This window comes from Micromonospora sp. NPDC000442 (genome assembly GCF_042898635.1).
In the GTDB taxonomy this organism is placed as follows: Bacteria; Actinomycetota; Actinomycetes; order Mycobacteriales; family Micromonosporaceae; genus Micromonospora.
Map to the genome: position 1 here is coordinate 76,102 of NZ_JBIAYZ010000003.1, position 17,316 is coordinate 93,417.

A 17,316-nucleotide genomic window follows, 5' to 3' on the forward strand; every position below is an offset into this window, starting at 1 on the left:
CGCGTGACGATTCGGGCTGCCGTCGTTCGTCATCTCGGTACGGGCACCATGGCCCACACTGGGAGCGAAGGAGACGACCATGCGTTATGCGCTGCTGATTCACTACCGCGAGCCGGGCGAGGGTGAGCTGTCCGACGAGGTCGTGGCCGAGGCGAGGGCGGCCTTCGACGCGTACGGTCGGGCGTTGGTGTCGGCCGGGGTGCTGCTGGCGGCCGACGTGTTGCAGCCGAGCGCGGCGACGACGACCGTCACCCGTAGGGACGGTGACCTACGCGTGCAGGACGGCCCGTTCGCCGAGACCAGGGAGGCACTGGCCGGGGTGTTCCTCCTCGACGTACCGGACCTGGACGCCGCGATCGGTTGGGCGGAGAAGTGCCCGGCCGCGCAGTGGGGTGTGGTGGAGGTACGGCCCAGCGCGACGGCGATCGTCGACGGGGTATGGACGAGTTGACCGTCGGCGACGAGGGACGGGCAGCCGCAGCCGTCGCGGCTCGCGACAGTTACGGGCGGCTGCTCGCCCTGTTGGCCGCGTCGACCGGCGACCTCGCCGCCGCCGAGGACGCCCTGGCCGACGCGTTCGAGCGGGCCCTGCGAAGCTGGCCCGACCAGGGCGTGCCGGAGACTCCCGACGGGTGGCTGCTGACCGTGGCGCGTAACCGGCTGCGGGACCTGTGGCGGTCGGCGCACTGGCAGCGCACCAGGCCGCTCGACGTCGAGCGGGACGCCCCCGTACACCTCGACGACCTCGACGTCGACGCCATCCCGGACCGGCGGCTTGAGCTGATGCTGGTGTGCGCGCACCCGGCGATCGAGCGCGCCGTGCACACCCCGCTCATGCTCAACACGGTGCTCGGCTTCACGGCCGCCCAAGTCGGCCGAGTCTTCTCGGTGCCGGCGTCAACGATGGCGACCCGCCTGGTGCGGGCGAAGCGGCGCATCAAGGCCGCGCGGATCCCGTTCCGCATCCCTGACCGCGGCGATCTGCCGGAACGGATGGCGGCGGTGCTGGAGGCGGTTTACGGGGCGTACGTTATCGAGTGGGCGACGACCGGTCCAGAGTCCCGCCAGGTACCCACCGAGGCCCTGCACCTGGCTGAGGTGCTGACGACGTTGGTGCCCGACGACCCGGAGGCGCACGGCCTCGCCGCCCTCGTGCAGCTCTCGTCCGCGCGCCTGCCCGCCCGTCTCGACGGGCACGGTCGGTTCGTGCCGCTGGCCGAGCAGGACCCGTCGCGCTGGGACGATCACCTGATCCAGCGGGCGTACGAGCACCTACGCGCCGCGCATACGCGCGGGCAGGTCGGCCGCTTCCAGCTTGAGGCCGCCATCCAGGCCGTGCATTGCGCCCGGCGGGAGACCGGCACCACCGACTGGCCGGCGCTGCTGGAGCTGCACCGCGCCCTACACGCGGTCGCGCCGTCGCTCGGCGGCGCGGTCGCCTACGCGGTCGCCACCGCCGAGGTCGAGGGCCCGGTGGCCGGGCTGGCCCGGCTCGACGAGCTGCTGGGCGACCGGGCCAGACCATTTCAACCGGCCCGGGTCACCCGTGCCCACCTGCTCGAACGGCTCGGCCACCACGGCGAGGCCGCCGCGGCCTATGCCAGTGCGATCGACCTCACCCACGACCCCGCCGAGCGCGCATACCTCCGGCATCGCCGGGAACGGACCCTCTCGTTCCCGCCCGGCTGAGCAGTCACACCCGGCTGGCCAGCGCTGCTGCATCGGCGAGAAGCTCGTCTAGCTCGTCGTCATCGACACCACCTTTGCCCAAGATATTCAGGATCACCAGTCCCTGGATTCGTCCGGCCATCTGGGGGTCTATGGCCGTCTCGACATCGGGATCCACAGCGGCTCGAATCAGCGTCTCGGCTGCGTTGGCGTCGATTTCCGGGGTGCCGGCGGGGGCTGCTGCTCGCATGTCGGCCACGAAGCGCATGATCTCGCCCGGGGATGTCCGCTCATTGAAGCGCTGGTTGACCGCGAAGTAGAAGACCGCACCGAGGAGGGCTGGGAAGCCGTCCCAGCCGATCTCGTCGAGGCGAGCTTCGATTCGGTCGTTGGACTCGTGATCGCCTCTGATCATCGTCCGGATGTACTCGACCATCTCAGGGCTGTTCATCAGATCGCTTCCTCTCGCGGTGCTTCTTCGCCATGTTCCAGATACCGCGGAGCCCCACGGCGACCGCACCAGCAGCCATGATGACCGAGGTCACCGGGTGCTCCAACTGAGGACGGTCCACCGGCGTGCCGGGGTCGGCAGCCGTCGTCGTCGTGCCACCACTCGATCCCGAGCCCTTCAAGCCTTTTTGAAGCTCGCGAAAGCCGGTGGTGATCGCCTGTTCGGTCTGCTTGAGGGTGTCTTCGGTATCGTCCGCTTTCTTGACGTGCCGGCGGAGGAACGCCTCGCCCTTACGGCTGCGTTCCTCCGTCTCCTCAACGAGGCGATCCCCGGACGGCGAGGCCACATCATCTGGTTCGGTGGGCGCCGCACCGGGGGCGATTGTGTTGACGTACGTGGTGATGTGGCGGGCAGCCTCAGCCAAGAGGCGGGCGTACCGGCCGGCTTTGTCTCGGGCCACCTCGGCGTCCGTGACGGCGGCGCGTAGCCGCTTGTCGCTGCTTCCCCGCTGAACCTCGGCCAGCCGCGCCAAGGCCACCTCGGCGTCCGTCCGGGCGCGCAGCGCGGTGACAGCTGCGGCATCAAGCTTTGCGCGTACGCCGAGGAGTTGTGCGACCAGTTCGGCGATGCTGCCGCTCATCCGAGTCGGGTGAGGTAGTCGCTCGCGTTGTCGGCGATGCGGTCGAACCGGCGGTGGGTCGGTTCGACTTCCGACTTGGCGGCGGCGAGTGCCTGATGGGTGGCGGTCACATGCTCGTGTTTGCTGCCGTGCAGGACGGCGTTTGCCGTTGCGGTCGCCGCGCTGGCTTCGGATACGGCCTGGTCGAACACCCGCCGTCCCTGGCGAGCGGCTTCGACGGCGGCGCGGAGGGTCGCCTTGACCTCGCTGACGCTCATGGTGACGGGTGCTCAGCCGAGGATGCCGACGTAGCGGCGGGCGGCCTCCGAACTGCCCTGCACGAGCGTCATGGCCTCGGCCAAGCGTTGCTTGCTCTGCTCACCGCGGGCGATGGCTTCGGCGATCGCCGGATGACCGGTGCCGGCGGCGACGGCACGTAGCCGGGCCAGCATCTGCTCGGTGTTCTCGGCGGCGGCGCGGATCTGGTTGATCGTCACATTGCCCTGCTCGGCTGCCTGCATCAGTGCCGCCTTGACCTCTTCGATGCTGGCCATGCCGCCCCTCCGTCGTCTGTGAATCAGGATCACATCTGCGTAGTCGGACGGACACTATCGGACACCAAGGCGGCTTGCAGCCCCGTGACTACAGGTGTTCGGCTGCGGTGCGCTCCACGTCGGCGATGAATTCTTCAAGCTGCGCTTCGTCGTGGTCGCGGTCCTGTAGCAACTTGCCGAGGAAGACGATCTGCATCTGGAGGGCGGTCTCGGGGTTGAGGTTCTCGATCAGGTCGACCTCGCCGAGCGCCGCTCGGACGAGTCCTTCCATCTCCAGCGCGGGAAGCGACTGCGCGTCGGGGAACTGCGACCGCGTCTCGGCTACGAAGCGAGCGACGTCGGTCGGAGAGTGGTTGGCGGGAAAGCGTTCGTTGACTGCGATGGCGAAAGCCGCACCGATCACCTGGCTGCCACCGCGCCAACCGGTTGTCTCCAAGCCGTTCAGGATCTGGTCGACCGTGCCCCAGTCACGACGCGCCATCGCGCGGATCAGGTCGCTGAATTCCGTCCGTACGCTCACGGCCTCGTAACCTCGCTATTCCTTTGCGGATCGAAACGACGGAGCGGTGGACGGCGATGCCCGCCACCAGCCCGACTACGACCAGATGCCCTGCGGTGTCCGGTGCTTCGTTGGCGAGACGCTGGCCCAGCGCCGGGCTGGCGCTCGGTGTAGTGGTGCCGGTGTGCGTTCCTGCCGGGCCTTGTGGGCCTCGGATGAAGTTGAAGGCTTCCCGCGCTGCCGTCACGGTCTTCTGGGTGTTGTCCTGAAGGTCTTCGACTTTCCGGGTCATCGTACCCAGGAAGGACCCGACGTTCCGTCGGCTGGATTCGCGTTCGACGCTTTCGGCCAGCAGCCGCTCGCCAGAAGGCATGGCGGACTCCGTGGGGTCGGCCTTGGGGGCGGAGCCGGGAACTATGGCGTTCGAGTAGGCGGCAACACTGTCGGCCGCCTTGCTGATCAGATTGGCGAAGCGGCCAGCCTTCGCGCCGGCTGCCTTGCTCTCTTGCACGGCGCTGGTCAAGTTGGCGTGGCTGCTGCCGCGTGCCGCCTCGCTGTAGTGAGCGGCGGCATGCTGCGCGTCCGACTGTGCCCGCTGAGCGACGACGGCAGCCTTCCGCAGGGTGTCGATGACGTGGCGTAGTTGCGCGACGACCGCGTCCAAGCCCTCACTCATCCGATGGTGCCGAGGTAAGCCTCTGCATGGTCCTGGGCGGCGTTGATCCGACGTAACGTCAGATCGACCTCGTCGGCGGCAGCGAGCAGCGTCTTTCTGGCCTCTTCTGCCTCGGCGCGTCGGCTGTCGTGAAGAGTGGCGAGTGTCAGGGTCGAGGCGTCCTGCAACTGGGCGTTGGCCATCTCGATGCTCTTCTTGGCATCGTCGAGAGACTGGTTGCCAAGCCGGATCGTAGCTTTGACGTCACCGATCGTCACGTCCCCGACGCTATCCGAAATGGACCTCCGCTCGCAGCCCGGGAAGAGGGTCAGGTCGAGGACGTCGGCGTCACAGTAGGGGTGCTCGACCGTCAATCTTGGACAGAACTCGTTTGCGATAAACGGGAACTGTCCAAGATCTCGGCGTGCTGCGGGCGGAGCGATCAGTGGTCGCTGCGGGTGAGCGCGATGAAGGTGGTCCAGGCGGTGGGGGTGAAGGTGAGGGCGGGGCCGTGCGGGTCTTTGCTGTCGCGTACGGCGACGACGCCGGGCAGATTGTCGGCAACCTCGACACACTCGCCGCCGTTTCCGCCGCTGCGGGTGCTCTTGCGCCAGCGAGCGCCGGTCAAGTCAGCCATGGTGGACCTCCCCGATGATCTTGTCGATCAGTTGTCTCGATTGTTCCTCATCGAGAGCGAGCCTGAGCAGGCTCGACCAGACTTTCTCGTAGGCGGCGAACTCGGCCGATCGGTCCAGGTACAACGCACCGGTCCACGACTCGCAGTAGACGACGGAGGGCTCGGGCGTGCTGCGGTTACCCAAGGGAAAGTCGAGCATGACGAACTCGCCGCCGACCGCCCCGTGGTGCGGGCTGGCGGTGAGCGGTAAGAATCGGATCGAGACATTCGGCATCCTGCCGATTTCGTGCAGGTGCTTCAACTGCTGCGCTGTCACGGCTGGCGTGCTGACCGGTCGGAGTAGGACGGACTCGCAGAGGACGACCTGCACCTGTGGTGCCTTCGGCAGACGGCGGGTCAGTAGCGACTGGCGTTGCAGGCGAAGGTCGACGGCGCGTTCCCGGTCGTCGTCGGTCATGTCGGGCTGGTCGATCCGGTAGATGCCCCGGGCGTAGTCCCGCGTCTGGAAGATTCCCGGTACGAGGCTGTTCTTGTAGAACCGCAGTCGCGATGCGGCGGATTCGAGGCCGACGTACAGCTCGAACCAGTCGGGGATGGCGTCGCCGTAGGCGTGCCACCAGCCTTTCGCCTTTGTCTCGCCGGCCAGGGCGGTAAGCGCCCGGGTCAGTTCGCCGCGTGCGCCGTACAGCTCGCACATGGCCCGGACGTCGACGCCGCGCACCGAGCCGAGGCCGCTCTCGATGCGCCACACCTTCTGCCGGCTGCATTCCAGGGCCTCGGCGGCGGCGTCGAGGGTCACCCCGGCCTCGGTGCGCAGGTCACGCAGTGCCCGGCCTAGTTGGCGGCGGGGCACCGTCGACCCCATGTCATCGGCCACCCGGCTCTCCCTCCGGTCGAATTTTGCAACATCCCGGCGGCCGTTCTGCAACGTGAAAACGTTGCCCACGAATAGCGGAACAGTTTGACGGGACATTCATTGCCATGGTGTCTCCGACCCTACAAGATGGAGCCGACAAACGCGATGAGCGTGGAATTCCCGTCGCCCGTGAATTGTCGAGACAATCTGTCACAGAGCAAAGGTGGGGGTGCTGTCGTGCGTGCGTTTCTTCGGCATTGTCGGGCCGATCCTGCCCAGCCGGCGGCGTACCGGGCGGGCAACTACGTGCCGTTGCGGCCCTGGCAGGTCCGTGAACGCCGGTTCACCCGGCGGGGCCGGCGCGGTGTGGACGCCGTCGAGGTCGCCGAGTTCCTCGACCGGGTCGCCGACGACCTGGCCGAGGTCTACGCGGCCCTGGGCAGCAGCCAGCACGAGACCCAGCGGATCAAGGACGCGTTGAAGAGCTGGCAGTCGAAGCTGGCCCGCGAGGCGCAGGCGGCTCGCCGGTGACCCGCCGCTGGGTGGCGCACCTGCCGTTCACCGCCGCCGATCTGCCCGCCGCCCGGCAGTTCGCCGGCACCCTGGCCCGCTCGCTGAGTTTCCTGTCCGAGGTGGACGCCGGTGAGACCACCGTCTCCGCCGAGGACGAGCAGGGCGTACGCCATCGGGTCTTCTGCGACCTGGCGTTGCCGCACGGCCGGCGGTGCGGACGCCGGGCGGGCCACGACGGGGCCTGCGCGTGGCGGACCGCACGGTGACCGCGGCGACCAGCATCGTCTGCCCCGACTGCGACGGCACGACGTTCACGTTGCTGCCGTGCCGGTGCACCAGCTTCGGTGACCGGTTCCTCGCCGACGAGGAAGCGACGCTCGTCCAGCGTGAGGCGTACCGCGACTGTGAGCAGTGCCGGGGGACGGGCAGTGTCGCGTACCCCTGTCATCGCTGCCGACGGCGCGGGCGGCGGCGGGCGCAGCTGGTGCTCAGCGTGGCCAACCTGGACACCGGCGCGGTCGCCTCCCACAGCATGGTGCCCGGCGGCCTGGACCCGCAGCCGGAGCCGTCCGGCGGCTGGGTGGTCCGGCTGGCCGACCGGGTACGCGAGCTGGCCGCCGTCGTCGGCGCGGCCGTCACCGGCGACGAGCCGCCGCTGCGGCTGCCGGCGCAGTGGCGGCCCGACCTGCCGGCCGCGCGGCGACACGAGTTGGAGGCCCAGGCGATCGTGGGCCTGGACCACTCGCCCTGGCGGCTGTTCGTCGGCCGGTCGGACGCCGCGCCGCCGGTCGAGCCGGCCGCCCGGCTGGGGCGGCTCTGCGTCCTGGCCGACCTGCTCCTGCTCGACCTGGTGATCGACGCCCGCCGGCAGGGCGCGGGGGTCGACTGGGACATCCGCTACGAGGTGCCCGGCTCGCCGGTGCCGAAGATCTGGCTCGGGCACGTCGACCTGCCGGCCGCGCTGGCCGGCACCGACGTGGCCGACGCGCTCGCCGGCCTCACCGAGCGTGGCCGCAGCGCCCCCGCCCGGCTGCTGCGCCTCGACGGGCCGCGCCCGCCCGCCGTGCCGGCAGTCGACGTGGACCAGCTCGAACGCCGCATCCTCGCCGACTGCGTCGACCCGAAGACCGGCGTCGAGCTGCCCGGCGCGCAGGCGCTCTGGCGCGACGGCCGCTGGTGGCACACCAGCCTGCGGGGCGGCGAACCGGTCGAACACCTGGTGGAGCAGCCCACCGGCCAGGTCGTGCGCCGGGTGCGGGTTCCGCTGCGGCGGGGCTGCCCGCCACCCGACCCGCCGTGGCTCGGTGAGCCGATCGCCTGGCGGCGCTGCCCGGACTGCGTTCCCGGCAGCCGGCTGCGCAGCTGCGACTGCCGCCTCGGTGGCCGACCCGCCGACGCCGACTGTGTCCACTGCGGTGGTGTCGGGATGCGGCCGTCCGCGCTGACCTGCCTCACCTGCTGCGGCACCCACCGGCTGTACGAGGCGGTGCTGGTCACCCTGACCGACCTGCGGCACCGGGTGGTGCACCTGGCCTGGCAGTCCGGCACGCCGGAGGAGGCCACGCTGGTCGCCACGCAGCCCGGCGGCAAGCCGGTGGTCCAGCTTCCCGACCGCTACCGGCTCGGATCGTGGGCACCCATCCTCGGCGTACGCCCCGAGGACCTCGCCGAGGCCGATGGCGGCCACGAGATCGACCACGACCTGCGCGGCGGGTACGTCACCCTGCCCTGGGCCGGGGCCGACCCGATGGCCGCGCACGTACGGGCCGCCGGGCGGGGCCAGCCGGCGGCCCGGCTGATCGTGTCGGCGGTACGCCCCGACGCCCCGCCCCTGGCCGAGCTGATCCGGCTCGCGCTCGGCCTCGACCTGGCGCTTGAGGTCAGCGTCTGCGACCTGCGGCACCACGCCGGTGACCCGCTGCGCCTGGACGGGCTGCGCTGGTCGGTCCACCTGCGGAACCGCGACGCACCGGTCCACCCGGACGAGCTGCCGTACCGGCCAAGCGTGGAGGCCGCCCTCGCTTGGTGCCGGGAGTGCCTGGACGACACCGTCGCGGCAGCAGTTCCCGCCGATCCGGCCGAGCCCGTCCCGGTGCCCCGGTCCGGGCCGCGTGACCTGGTCGCAGACCCGGTGCCGGTCCTGCTGCGGCTGGCCGCCCGGCACGCCGGGCAGACCCTGACCGTGCGCTTCACCCGCGCCGGCTGCACCCTGCTCCGCCACGACGGCGACGGCGTACGTGTGGTTGCCACCGCCCGCGACCTGGACACTTTCGAGCGATGAGAAGATGAACGGAAGCGACCGGCCGTGGCACGGTGGGTGGGGGTGGCGGGTGAGCAGGGCGGTCGAGGAGACGAACCGGGCGATGTTGCGCGCCCGGGACGCCATGGACCGGGCGTACGCCCAACCGCTCGACATCCCGACGCTGGCGAAGATCGCGCACGTCTCCGAGGCGCATTTCATCCGCACCTTCCGGGCCACATTCGGTGAGACCCCGCACCGCTACCTGCAACGGCGTCGGGTGGAGCGGGCCATGTACCTGCTGCTGCACACCGGCCAGGACGTGACGGAGGTCTGCACGGCGGTCGGTTTCGGCAGTCTCGGCACGTTCAGCCGTACCTTCCGGCAGATCGTGGGTGAGTCGCCCACCGACTACCGCAGGCGGCGGACGGCGCCCGCCGCGCCGGTGCCGAGTTGCTTCACGAAGGCGTGGACCAGACCGAGCAGTTTTGGATAAGCAGCAGGTCAGGGCGTTGCACTAGCGTTTCGGGCATGACGATGAACGCGATCAGCCGCTCCCAGATCTACGTCCTCGACCAGGACGAGGCGCTCGACTTCTACATCGGCAAGCTCGGTCTGGAGCTGAACACCGATCAGGATCTCGGCTTCATGCGCTGGCTCACGGTGAACATCCCCGGCGATCGGCAGCGGGAGATCCTGCTGGAGAAGCCCGGCCCGCCGAACCTCGACCCGGCCACCGCCGAGCAGGTCCGCGAACTGCTCACCAAGGGCGCCGCGGGCGGCTTCCTCTTCATGACCACCGACGACGCCCACAAGACGTACGAGGAGTTGGTCGCCAAGGGTGTCGACATCACCGACGAGCCGATGGAACGGCCGTACGGCATCGACTTCGGCATCCGCGACCCGTTCGGTAACCGGATCCGCATCGGGCAGATGTTCGACCGGAAGGCCGAGCACTGCTGACGCTCGCAGATCTATCTGGCCCCGGCGCCGGTCACCGACGCCGGGGCAGGCGACACCTCAGCGGCGCAGGTCGAGCCAGACCAGCCGGTGGTCGGAGGTGGGGAAGCCGCCCGGCAGGGCCGGGTCGTAGTCGCCGACCAGCCGGAACAGCGGATCACCCGGCACCGGCCAGAAGACCCCGGTGGCGCCGACCGGCAGGCCCCGGCTCGGCAGCAGGTAGTCGACCCGCAGGTTGCCGGGGCTGGTGTCGGCGAAGTCGGCGGTGTCGTAACGCGGTTCGCCGCGGTGGTCGAGGTTGGCAGCGCCCTGCCGCCGGGCCGCCGCGGCGCCGCCCGCGCTGGCCGGCACGACCCGGTCGTTGACCCGGGGGTGGCCGAGCAGTTGCTGCGCCGCGCCGGGCAGGCTGTCTCCGTCGTACGGGTCGGAGTTGAGGTCCCCGGCGATCACGAAGGCCGCCCCTGGCCGCAGCCCGCCGTGCCGCCCGGCGTCGTCGTAGATGTAGCCGGCCCGCCCCGGCGAGACGTAGTCGGCCCAGAAGCGGATCTCGTCGTGGTTGCGGCGGCCGTTGCGGTCCTCCGGCCCGTCGAAGACCGGCGGCGTGGGGTGGCTGGCCAGCAGGTGCACGGTACGGCCGGGCAGCCGGATCGGCAGGTCCCAGTGGCTCTTGGAGGACAGCCGCACGTCGGCCAGTTCCTGTGGGGAGTACCAGTCGGCCGGCGCGGGGGTGGTCGGGTCGTCGGGCAGCAGCGCGCCGGGCATGTCCCGCCAGCGGAACGTCTGGAAGGTGCGCACCCGGGCCAGGTCGATCGGGTAGGCCGAGTAGACCGCCATGCCGTACTGGCCGGGGAAGAGCCCGAAGCCGTACGCGTCGTCGGGCCCACCGACGGTCCCGTCGTTATTGAGATCGTGTCCGGCGGGGAGACCGGTGTTCGACGGGGCCGTGTAGCGGTACGGGTAGCGGATCGCCCGGGTGCCGTTGCGCGGCACGGAGAGGTAGTTGTCCTGGAACAGCGCCAACGCCCGCCCCTGCGGGTCGTGGTCGAACTCGTTGATCAGCAGCACGTCGGGGCGTACCCGTTGGATCACCTCGGCGACGTTGCCGGCCTGCGCGTTGTCTCGGCGGGACAGGTCGGCGATCAGCCCGCCGGCGGCACCCCGGTTCAGTGAGGCGTTGAAGGTCGCCACCCGCAGCGCGCCCGGTTGCCCCCTACCCGCACTCGCCGGTGACGCCACCACGACCGCCGCCGTTGCGGCGAGCAGCGCCGCCGTGATCGCGGCACTGACCTTTCGCTTCGCACCCATCGACACCCTCCCGATCCACGATCGACGATCGCCACGCTACCGGGAGCGGCATGACGCCAGGGTGAACCGTGATCGACGATCCGCCGCGTCCCGCACGGCGGTGTTCAGGCTGGACGGAGCGGGTGCAGCGCGGCGGCGACGGCGCGGGCCCGGGCGGCTGCGCTGAGCACGTCGGTGCTGTCCACGAACTGGTCGACACCGCCGACGTGTGGCGGCAGCGCCGATACCTGCGGATCCGTGACCGACCGGCGGGTGGCGTCGGCGAACCGGTCCGCGGCCAGCACGCGGAACGGCCGGTCGTGGAACGGGCGCACGGTGGGCTCGACCGGCTCGCTCAGCCCGAGCTCGTTGTGGGCGCGGGCGAGATGTTCGTACGCGGCGCAGAGCGCGTCCTCGCGGCGCGGCCAGTCGGCGGCAGCGAGGGCGTCGGCGAGCAGCGGTTGCAGCGTCGGGGCGCAGCGCAGTTGTGCGAACGCGGTACCCAGCCACTTGCTGTAGGGCGGGTATCGACGCTCGATCAGCGACGCCAGGCGCATCAGATCCCGGACCAGTCGGGCGGTGACCAGCCGGGAACCCAGGTCGTCGCCATTCTCCGCGCAGCGGCCGGGGAAGGCTTCCTCCTGGGCGATGCGTCGCCACTGGCAGGCCAGCAGATAGCGCCAGACGTCGTCGGGATACCAGGCCAGCGCGGCGCGGATGGGCCCGAGCTGGCCGAGCCCGTCGTGGAAGACCGCCCCGGCGGTGACCTCAAGCAGCAGTTGGGTCGGGATGGCCAGCCAGTCGCGGGCGTGCATGTCGTTGCGCGGGTCGACGCCGACGCGGGAGGCCAGCCAGGTGTCGAGATCGAGTAGTTCGACGCGGTGCTCGACGGGGGCGTCGCCGGCGGCCCGCAGGGTGCGGGAGCGTCCGGGCTCAACTGGGCTGAAGCTGGTGCTCCAGCCGTGTACCGAGGCGGGCATCCGCTCGGCGAGCACGCGGCTGAGATCACGGGCGTGCTGACGGGCGTCGGCGGGCCGGAGGAACAGCTGTAGACGTGGACCCCAGTCGTGATCGGTCGAACGAGCGGTGTCGAAGCCGAGCACCTCGGAGCCGGGGCCCAGTAGCGCCGCCGAATGCGCCAGCCCTGGGAAGGCGGTATCGAGGATCGGCCGTACCGCCTCGTGGTACGTGCTGGCGGCCAGCGACAGGCCGGGTACGAATGTCGCCTTCAGGTGACCCGCTGTTGTCCGCATGGGCTCCGCGGCGCTCACAGCGGCCCCAGGACGTCGTGCGGGTCCGCGTCCAGGGCGAGCGTGTCGAGTACCGCCAGCAGTTGGCGTTCCTCGTAACGGAAGTGGCTCTCCATGATGGCGGCGATCCCCTCGACGTGGCGGTCGAGTTCGGCCGGGGAGGCGGCCCGGTCCACGGCGGCCTGCAATCCCGCGAGCAGATGCGCGATCATCGAGTGGTCCTGCTTGAGATGTCGCAGGGTGTCGCGCAGCTCCGGATGGGCGGCGGCGATCGCGGGAAAGAGTTCGCGATCCTCGCCCTCGTGGTGCCCGGTCAGCGCGGCACAGAAGCCGTGGCAGAACAGCAGCAGGTCACGGGTGGCTGGGCCAGCCGCGTCGCCGTGATCCAGTGCGCTGCGGGTCAGGCGTAAGGCTTCGCGCAGCCGATCGTGCACGCTGCGCAGCTCGTGGCTCCAGGCGACGAGCCTGGTCTTCTCGCCCTCAGTCACAGGAGGGCGAAGGCAACGACAATGTCATCGTCGTGGTCCTTCGTATCCGACGCCTCCATGCCTGACACGGTCTGCCACCGGCACGCGACGTTGAGACGAGGCTACCGGACGAGTCCGGTGGCTGTGGCCCCGGACGGCCCGGCAGCAGCGGCCGGGCCGTCCGGCCGGTCACTCCGGGACGCGGCGGTAGGCGCCGTCGCTGGCCGAGGTGGCCATCGAGGCGTACGCGCGTAGCGCCGCCGACACCGGGCGTTGCCGGTCGACCGGGGTGTACGGGCGGTCCCGCTTCTCCTGGGCGACCCGGCGGGCGTCCAGGACGTCGGCCGGCACGTTCAGCTCGATCGAGCGCGCCGGAATGTCGATGACGATCTCGTCGCCCGGCTCGACCAGCGCGATCAGCCCACCGGAGGCGGCCTCGGGGGAGGCGTGCCCGATGGAGAGACCGGACGTGCCGCCGGAGAAGCGGCCGTCGGTGAGCAGCGCGCAGGCGCGGCCCAGCCCTCGGCCCTTGAGGAACGAGGTGGGGTAGAGCATCTCCTGCATGCCGGGGCCGCCCTTGGGCCCCTCGTAGCGGATCACCACGACGTCCCCGGCGACGATCTCCTTGGCCAGGATTGCGGTCACCGCGTCGTCCTGCGACTCGTAGACCTTCGCCGGGCCGCGGAAGGTCAGGCACTCCTCGGGCACCCCGGCGGTCTTCACCACGCAGCCCTCGGGTGCGAGGTTGCCGTAGAGGATGGCCAGCCCGCCGTCGGCGGTGTACGCGTGCTCGCGGTCCCGGATGCAGCCGCCGGCCGCGTCGGTGTCCAGCGACGACCAGCGGTTGGTGGTGGAGAACGGCTCGGTGGTGCGCACCCCTCCCGGTGCGGCGTGGAACAGCTCGGTCGCCTCGGAGCTGGCGGTACCGGCGCGCACGTCCCAGTCGGCCAGCCAGCGCTCCAGGGTGGGGGAGTGCACCGCGTGCACGTCCCGGCGCAGCAGGCCGGCGCGGTCGAGTTCGCCGAGGATGGCCGGGATTCCACCGGCGCGGTGCACGTCCTCCATGTGGTACTGCGGCGAGTTCGGGGCGACCTTGGCCAGGCACGGCACCCGGCGGGAGATCGCGTCGATGTCGGCCACGGAGAAGTCCAGCTCGGCCTCGCGGGCGGCGGCCAGCAGGTGCAGGATCGTGTTCGTCGATCCGCCCATCGCCACGTCCAGGGCGACGGCGTTCTCGAACGCGGCCCGGGAGGCCACCTCGCGGGGCAGCACCGAGGCGTCGTCGCCGTCGTACCACCGCTTGGCGATCTCCACGGCGGTGCGGCCGGCCTCGACGAAGAGCGACCGACGCGCGGCGTGGGTGGCAAGCGTCGAGCCGTTGCCCGGCAGCGCCAGCCCGATCGCCTCGGTGAGGCAGTTCATCGAGTTCGCGGTGAACATGCCGGAGCAGGAGCCGCAGGTGGGACAGGCGGACCGCTCGATCTCGCCGAGCTGCTCGTCGGTGACGGCCTCATTCGAGGAGGCGATCATCGCGTCGATCAGGTCGATCTTGCTGTGCACGATCCCCTCGATCGCCACCGTCTTACCGGCCTCCATCGGGCCGCCGGAGACGAACACGGTTGGGATGTTCAGCCGCAGCGCGGCCAGCAGCATGCCCGGGGTGATCTTGTCGCAGTTGGAGATGCAGACCAGGGCGTCCGCGCAGTGCGCGTTGACCATGTACTCGACCGCGTCGGCGATCAACTCCCGGCTGGGCAGGGAGTAGAGCATGCCACCGTGGCCCATGGCGATGCCGTCGTCCACCGCGATGGTGTTGAACTCCCGGCCCACCCCGCCGGCCTCGGCCACCGCGTCGGCGACCAGGCCACCCATGTCCTTGAGGTGTACGTGGCCCGGCACGAACTGGGTGAAACTGTTCGCGATGGCGACGATCGGCTTGCCGAAATCGTCGTCGGTCATCCCGGTGGCCCGCCAGAGGGCCCGGGCGCCGGCCATCGTCCGACCGTGCGTGGAGGTCTTCGACCGCAGCTCAGGCATGTGCACCAGTCTGACACCGCTGCGGCCGGTCGGACACGGGCGTCGCGCCGTGTCCCAACAGATGCACACCCGATCCCCACGGCGGGCATCGATCCGGCAGAGTTGAGGTCGTGCACACACCCCCGGCCATGATCGGCGCTGCGGTGCTGAGCGCGCTGATCGCCCTGACGGCCGGCGTGTTGCTTGCCGCCGCCGTCCGGCGCCGGGCCGCGCCCCACCGTCCGGCGTACGCCGTGCTGGCCGTCGGCGGCGCATTCGCGGTGGTGACCATGCTGGTCGGGGTGGCCGTGGCGGTGACCACGAGCGAGCACTGGGCGCACGAGCAGCAGCAGCGCATCACCTGGGCCACGCTAGTGGCGCTCGGCACGGCCACCGGCGGCCTGCTGTTCTGCTTCGGTCTGCTCCGCCTGCCCGGGGTGACCGGGTCGGTGCCCTCGGCGGCCCGGCTCGCGCTGGACGGCGTGATCGTGGGCACCGCGCTGTGGTTCGTCGGCTGGGTGCTGTTCTCCGAGCCGACCCGGCTGCTCGGCGACGCGACGCCGACGGCCTGCCCGTCGATCCTGATCGCCTCGGTCAGCGCGGCGTTGAGCGCCGGCCTCTCCGCGATCATGGTGCTCCGGGCACCGGCGCCCCGAGGCTGCCTGGCCGTGCTGGGCACCGGCATAACCGCCGTGTCGGTGGGTGGGTTGGGTGTCGCGGCCGGGCTCTGCCAGGCCGGGCCGGCACTGGCGCTGACCGGCGCGGTCGTGATCGCCGTGGGGCTGCTGATCGCCGCGGTGGCGGCCTACCGCATCGACCCGCCGGGCCAGCTCGCCATCGACGTGATCCGCCACGACGGCGAGTACGCCTTCGTGCCGATGGGCGCCATGGCCGCCTCGGCGATGTACCACCTCTTCCAAGACGGCCGGTTCGACGGGTTGGCCATCGCGGCCGGCAGCGTCGAGGGGTTCGCCCTGGTCGCCCGGCAGTACCTCACCCTGCACGACGTGCGGGCCTACGCCCGCCGGCTGGCCGACCGCGAGGCGCATTTCCGGCAGCTCGCGCACACCGACGCACTCACCGGCCTGGCCAACCGTCGCGGCCTGCTCCGGGCCCTGCACCGCTGCGCCGAGGAGCGGGTGCCGTGCGTGCTGCTCGGGCTGGACCTGGACGGCTTCAAGAACGTCAACGACATGCGGGGCCACGACGTCGGCGACGCCGTGCTGGCCGAGGTGGGGCGGCGACTGCGTGGCAATCTGCGTCCCGGTGATCTCGCCGCCCGGCTCGGTGGTGACGAGTTCGCGGTGCTCATGCACGGCGGCCCGGCCGGGGCAGGGGTGGTCGCGGAGCGGCTGCTGAGGGTGCTCGGTGGCGCCTACGAGCAGCCCGAGGCTCCCGTCTTCCTCTCGGTCAGCATCGGCCTGGCCGGCTGGGCCGACGAACCCGACGTCGAGCTGCTACTGCGGCACGCGGACCTGGCGCTGCGCTACGCCAAGCAACGCGGCAAGAACCGGATCGAGCGCTACGACGGTGCGTACGACCGGCTGCTGCGCCGGCGCACCACGCTGGAGCACGAGTTGCGCGGCGCGATCGAGCGCGACGAGTTGCGGCTGGTGTTCCAGCCGGTGGCCTCCCTGCCGTCGGTACGCCCGGTCGGCGCGGAGGCGCTGCTGCGGTGGCGTCACCCCGACCTGGGCAACGTCCGGCCGGACGAGTTCATCCCCCTCGCCGAGGAGAGCGGGATGATCGCCAAGCTCGGTGCCTGGGTGCTGCACCAGGCCTGCTATCAGCTGTCCCGCTGGCTGGCCGAGGGCCACGACGTCTGGGTGTCGGTAAACGTCTCCCCGCGTGAGCTGCACGCCCCCGAGTACGTCGTACAGGTCGCCGAGGCGCTGCGCGCCCATCACGTGCCGCCGCAGCGGCTGGTGCTGGAGGTCACCGAGCACGCGGTCGCCACCGACCTTGACGAGCTGATCCGGCGGCTGACCGCGCTGCGGCTGACCGGTGTGCGGATCGCCCTGGACGACTTCGGTGCCGGCTACTCCTCGCTCAACCAGCTCCGACGGCTCCCGATCGACATCCTCAAGATCGATCATGGGCTGGTCGCCGAGCACGAGCCGGTCCAGCCGGAAGGACGCGATGGCCCGGCCTTCGCCCCGATGGTCGACATCGTGATGCGGTTGGGCCACCAGTTCGGCCTGGAGGTGATCGCCGAGGGGGTCACCACGCCCACGGAGCTGGCTGCGGTGGTGGCCGCCGGTTGCCGGTTCGGTCAGGGCGCGTTGTTCGGCTGGGGCGTACCGGCCGAGCACCTGGAGGCGATGCTGGACGCGGCCACGTCGCCGGGTGCCCGTCCGGCCCGTCCAGCGGCTGCGGCCAGCCCAGCCCCGCGGCCCGTCGGGCCACCCGCCCAGCGTCGGGGCGAGGGCGTCCCCGGGCAGGTCACGCCCGGTCCGATCGGCGCGCCGGGTGGCGACGCGCCGACGTCCGTGAACCAAAATGTGGGATCAGTTGACTCATCGCATGAGATGCGTCAGTCTTGAGCCCATGTCGTCGTACCGGTCGCTGCGAGTACTTACCTGAGCGCACTCTCCCTGACTGAGAGTGCGCTGGCCCCGTGCATCTGGCACGCGGGCCTTTTTAGTGCC

At 70.9% G+C, this 17,316-nt stretch carries 21 protein-coding genes; 8 read left to right on the plus strand and 13 right to left on the minus strand.

Annotated features, from left to right (window positions below):
- Positions 1-79 precede the first annotated feature (79 nt).
- Positions 80-451 carry a YciI family protein gene (locus tag ACFY2A_RS05255; RefSeq protein WP_387168750.1) on the plus strand — a complete coding sequence of 124 codons (372 nt, stop codon included), beginning with the start codon at positions 80-82 and terminating at the stop codon, positions 449-451.
- Positions 439-1,689 carry an RNA polymerase sigma factor gene (locus ACFY2A_RS05260; protein ID WP_387168753.1) on the plus strand — a complete coding sequence of 417 codons (1,251 nt, stop codon included), beginning with the start codon at positions 439-441 and terminating at the stop codon, positions 1,687-1,689. Before ACFY2A_RS05255 ends, ACFY2A_RS05260 begins: the two co-directional genes overlap by 13 nt.
- Before the next feature lie 4 nt (positions 1,690-1,693).
- On the opposite strand, the gene ACFY2A_RS05265 is transcribed toward ACFY2A_RS05260, so the two are convergent.
- The 9 genes from ACFY2A_RS05265 to ACFY2A_RS05305 form a co-directional block, all read right to left on the minus strand.
- Positions 1,694-2,119, minus strand: a complete 426-nt coding sequence (locus ACFY2A_RS05265; protein WP_387168757.1) for a hypothetical protein — start codon at positions 2,117-2,119, stop codon at positions 1,694-1,696.
- Positions 2,106-2,759 (minus strand): hypothetical protein, encoded by a 654-nt coding sequence (locus ACFY2A_RS05270; RefSeq protein WP_387168760.1) that lies wholly within the window; start codon positions 2,757-2,759, stop codon positions 2,106-2,108. The genes ACFY2A_RS05265 and ACFY2A_RS05270 overlap by 14 nt, the downstream gene beginning before the upstream one ends.
- Positions 2,756-3,016 (minus strand): hypothetical protein, encoded by a 261-nt coding sequence (locus ACFY2A_RS05275; RefSeq protein ID WP_387168763.1) that lies wholly within the window; start codon positions 3,014-3,016, stop codon positions 2,756-2,758. Before ACFY2A_RS05275 ends, ACFY2A_RS05270 begins: the two co-directional genes overlap by 4 nt.
- A 12-nt stretch (positions 3,017-3,028) precedes the next feature.
- Positions 3,029-3,292 carry a hypothetical protein gene (locus ACFY2A_RS05280; protein ID WP_203998166.1) on the minus strand — a complete coding sequence of 88 codons (264 nt, stop codon included), beginning with the start codon at positions 3,290-3,292 and terminating at the stop codon, positions 3,029-3,031.
- An 88-nt stretch (positions 3,293-3,380) separates the two neighbouring features.
- Positions 3,381-3,812 (minus strand): hypothetical protein, encoded by a 432-nt coding sequence (locus tag ACFY2A_RS05285; protein ID WP_387168766.1) that lies wholly within the window; start codon positions 3,810-3,812, stop codon positions 3,381-3,383.
- Positions 3,760-4,455 carry a hypothetical protein gene (locus ACFY2A_RS05290; protein WP_387168769.1) on the minus strand — a complete coding sequence of 232 codons (696 nt, stop codon included), beginning with the start codon at positions 4,453-4,455 and terminating at the stop codon, positions 3,760-3,762. The genes ACFY2A_RS05285 and ACFY2A_RS05290 overlap by 53 nt, the downstream gene beginning before the upstream one ends.
- Before the next feature lie 8 nt (positions 4,456-4,463).
- Positions 4,464-4,724, minus strand: a complete 261-nt coding sequence (locus tag ACFY2A_RS05295) for a hypothetical protein (RefSeq protein WP_387168772.1) — start codon at positions 4,722-4,724, stop codon at positions 4,464-4,466.
- A 164-nt stretch (positions 4,725-4,888) separates the two neighbouring features.
- Positions 4,889-5,083: a DUF397 domain-containing protein gene (locus ACFY2A_RS05300; RefSeq protein ID WP_387168775.1), complete on the minus strand. Its 195-nt coding sequence runs from the start codon at positions 5,081-5,083 to the stop codon at positions 4,889-4,891.
- Positions 5,076-5,960: a helix-turn-helix domain-containing protein gene (locus tag ACFY2A_RS05305; protein WP_387168778.1), complete on the minus strand. Its 885-nt coding sequence runs from the start codon at positions 5,958-5,960 to the stop codon at positions 5,076-5,078. Before ACFY2A_RS05305 ends, ACFY2A_RS05300 begins: the two co-directional genes overlap by 8 nt.
- A gap of 216 nt (positions 5,961-6,176) precedes the next feature.
- On the opposite strand from ACFY2A_RS05305, the gene ACFY2A_RS05310 reads away from it, so the two are divergent.
- Genes ACFY2A_RS05310 through ACFY2A_RS05330 form a run of 5 tightly spaced genes read left to right on the plus strand, consistent with a single transcriptional unit; the run spans position 6,177 to position 9,654 of the window.
- Positions 6,177-6,470, plus strand: coding sequence for a DivIVA domain-containing protein (locus ACFY2A_RS05310; RefSeq protein ID WP_387168781.1), 294 nt, complete (start codon positions 6,177-6,179; stop codon positions 6,468-6,470).
- Positions 6,467-6,718, plus strand: a complete 252-nt coding sequence (locus ACFY2A_RS05315; RefSeq protein WP_387168784.1) for a hypothetical protein — start codon at positions 6,467-6,469, stop codon at positions 6,716-6,718. Before ACFY2A_RS05310 ends, ACFY2A_RS05315 begins: the two co-directional genes overlap by 4 nt.
- Positions 6,715-8,733, plus strand: coding sequence for a hypothetical protein (locus tag ACFY2A_RS05320; protein ID WP_387168787.1), 2,019 nt, complete (start codon positions 6,715-6,717; stop codon positions 8,731-8,733). The genes ACFY2A_RS05315 and ACFY2A_RS05320 overlap by 4 nt, the downstream gene beginning before the upstream one ends.
- A gap of 49 nt (positions 8,734-8,782) precedes the next feature.
- Positions 8,783-9,187, plus strand: a complete 405-nt coding sequence (locus tag ACFY2A_RS05325) for a helix-turn-helix domain-containing protein (RefSeq protein WP_387168790.1) — start codon at positions 8,783-8,785, stop codon at positions 9,185-9,187.
- Between the two features lie 35 nt (positions 9,188-9,222).
- Positions 9,223-9,654 carry a VOC family protein gene (locus tag ACFY2A_RS05330; protein WP_387168793.1) on the plus strand — a complete coding sequence of 144 codons (432 nt, stop codon included), beginning with the start codon at positions 9,223-9,225 and terminating at the stop codon, positions 9,652-9,654.
- A 57-nt stretch (positions 9,655-9,711) separates the two neighbouring features.
- Here ACFY2A_RS05330 and ACFY2A_RS05335 read toward each other — a convergent pair whose 3' ends face one another.
- The 4 genes from ACFY2A_RS05335 to ilvD form a co-directional block, all read right to left on the minus strand.
- Positions 9,712-10,956, minus strand: coding sequence for an endonuclease/exonuclease/phosphatase family protein (locus ACFY2A_RS05335; protein ID WP_387168796.1), 1,245 nt, complete (start codon positions 10,954-10,956; stop codon positions 9,712-9,714).
- A gap of 104 nt (positions 10,957-11,060) precedes the next feature.
- Positions 11,061-12,188, minus strand: a complete 1,128-nt coding sequence (locus tag ACFY2A_RS05340; protein WP_387168799.1) for a DUF4037 domain-containing protein — start codon at positions 12,186-12,188, stop codon at positions 11,061-11,063.
- 14 nt (positions 12,189-12,202) lie between these two features.
- On the minus strand, positions 12,203-12,673 hold the full coding sequence (locus ACFY2A_RS05345) for a hemerythrin domain-containing protein (protein ID WP_363916874.1): 471 nt from the start codon (positions 12,671-12,673) through the stop codon (positions 12,203-12,205).
- A 168-nt stretch (positions 12,674-12,841) separates the two neighbouring features.
- Positions 12,842-14,689 carry a dihydroxy-acid dehydratase gene (ilvD, locus tag ACFY2A_RS05350; RefSeq protein ID WP_387168802.1) on the minus strand — a complete coding sequence of 616 codons (1,848 nt, stop codon included), beginning with the start codon at positions 14,687-14,689 and terminating at the stop codon, positions 12,842-12,844.
- Positions 14,690-14,799: 110 nt separating this feature from the next.
- Between ilvD and ACFY2A_RS05355 the strand changes: the two genes are divergently transcribed.
- Entirely contained in the window at positions 14,800-17,211 is a 2,412-nt protein-coding gene (locus ACFY2A_RS05355; protein ID WP_387168805.1) for a putative bifunctional diguanylate cyclase/phosphodiesterase, read from the plus strand.
- Positions 17,212-17,316 lie beyond the last annotated feature (105 nt).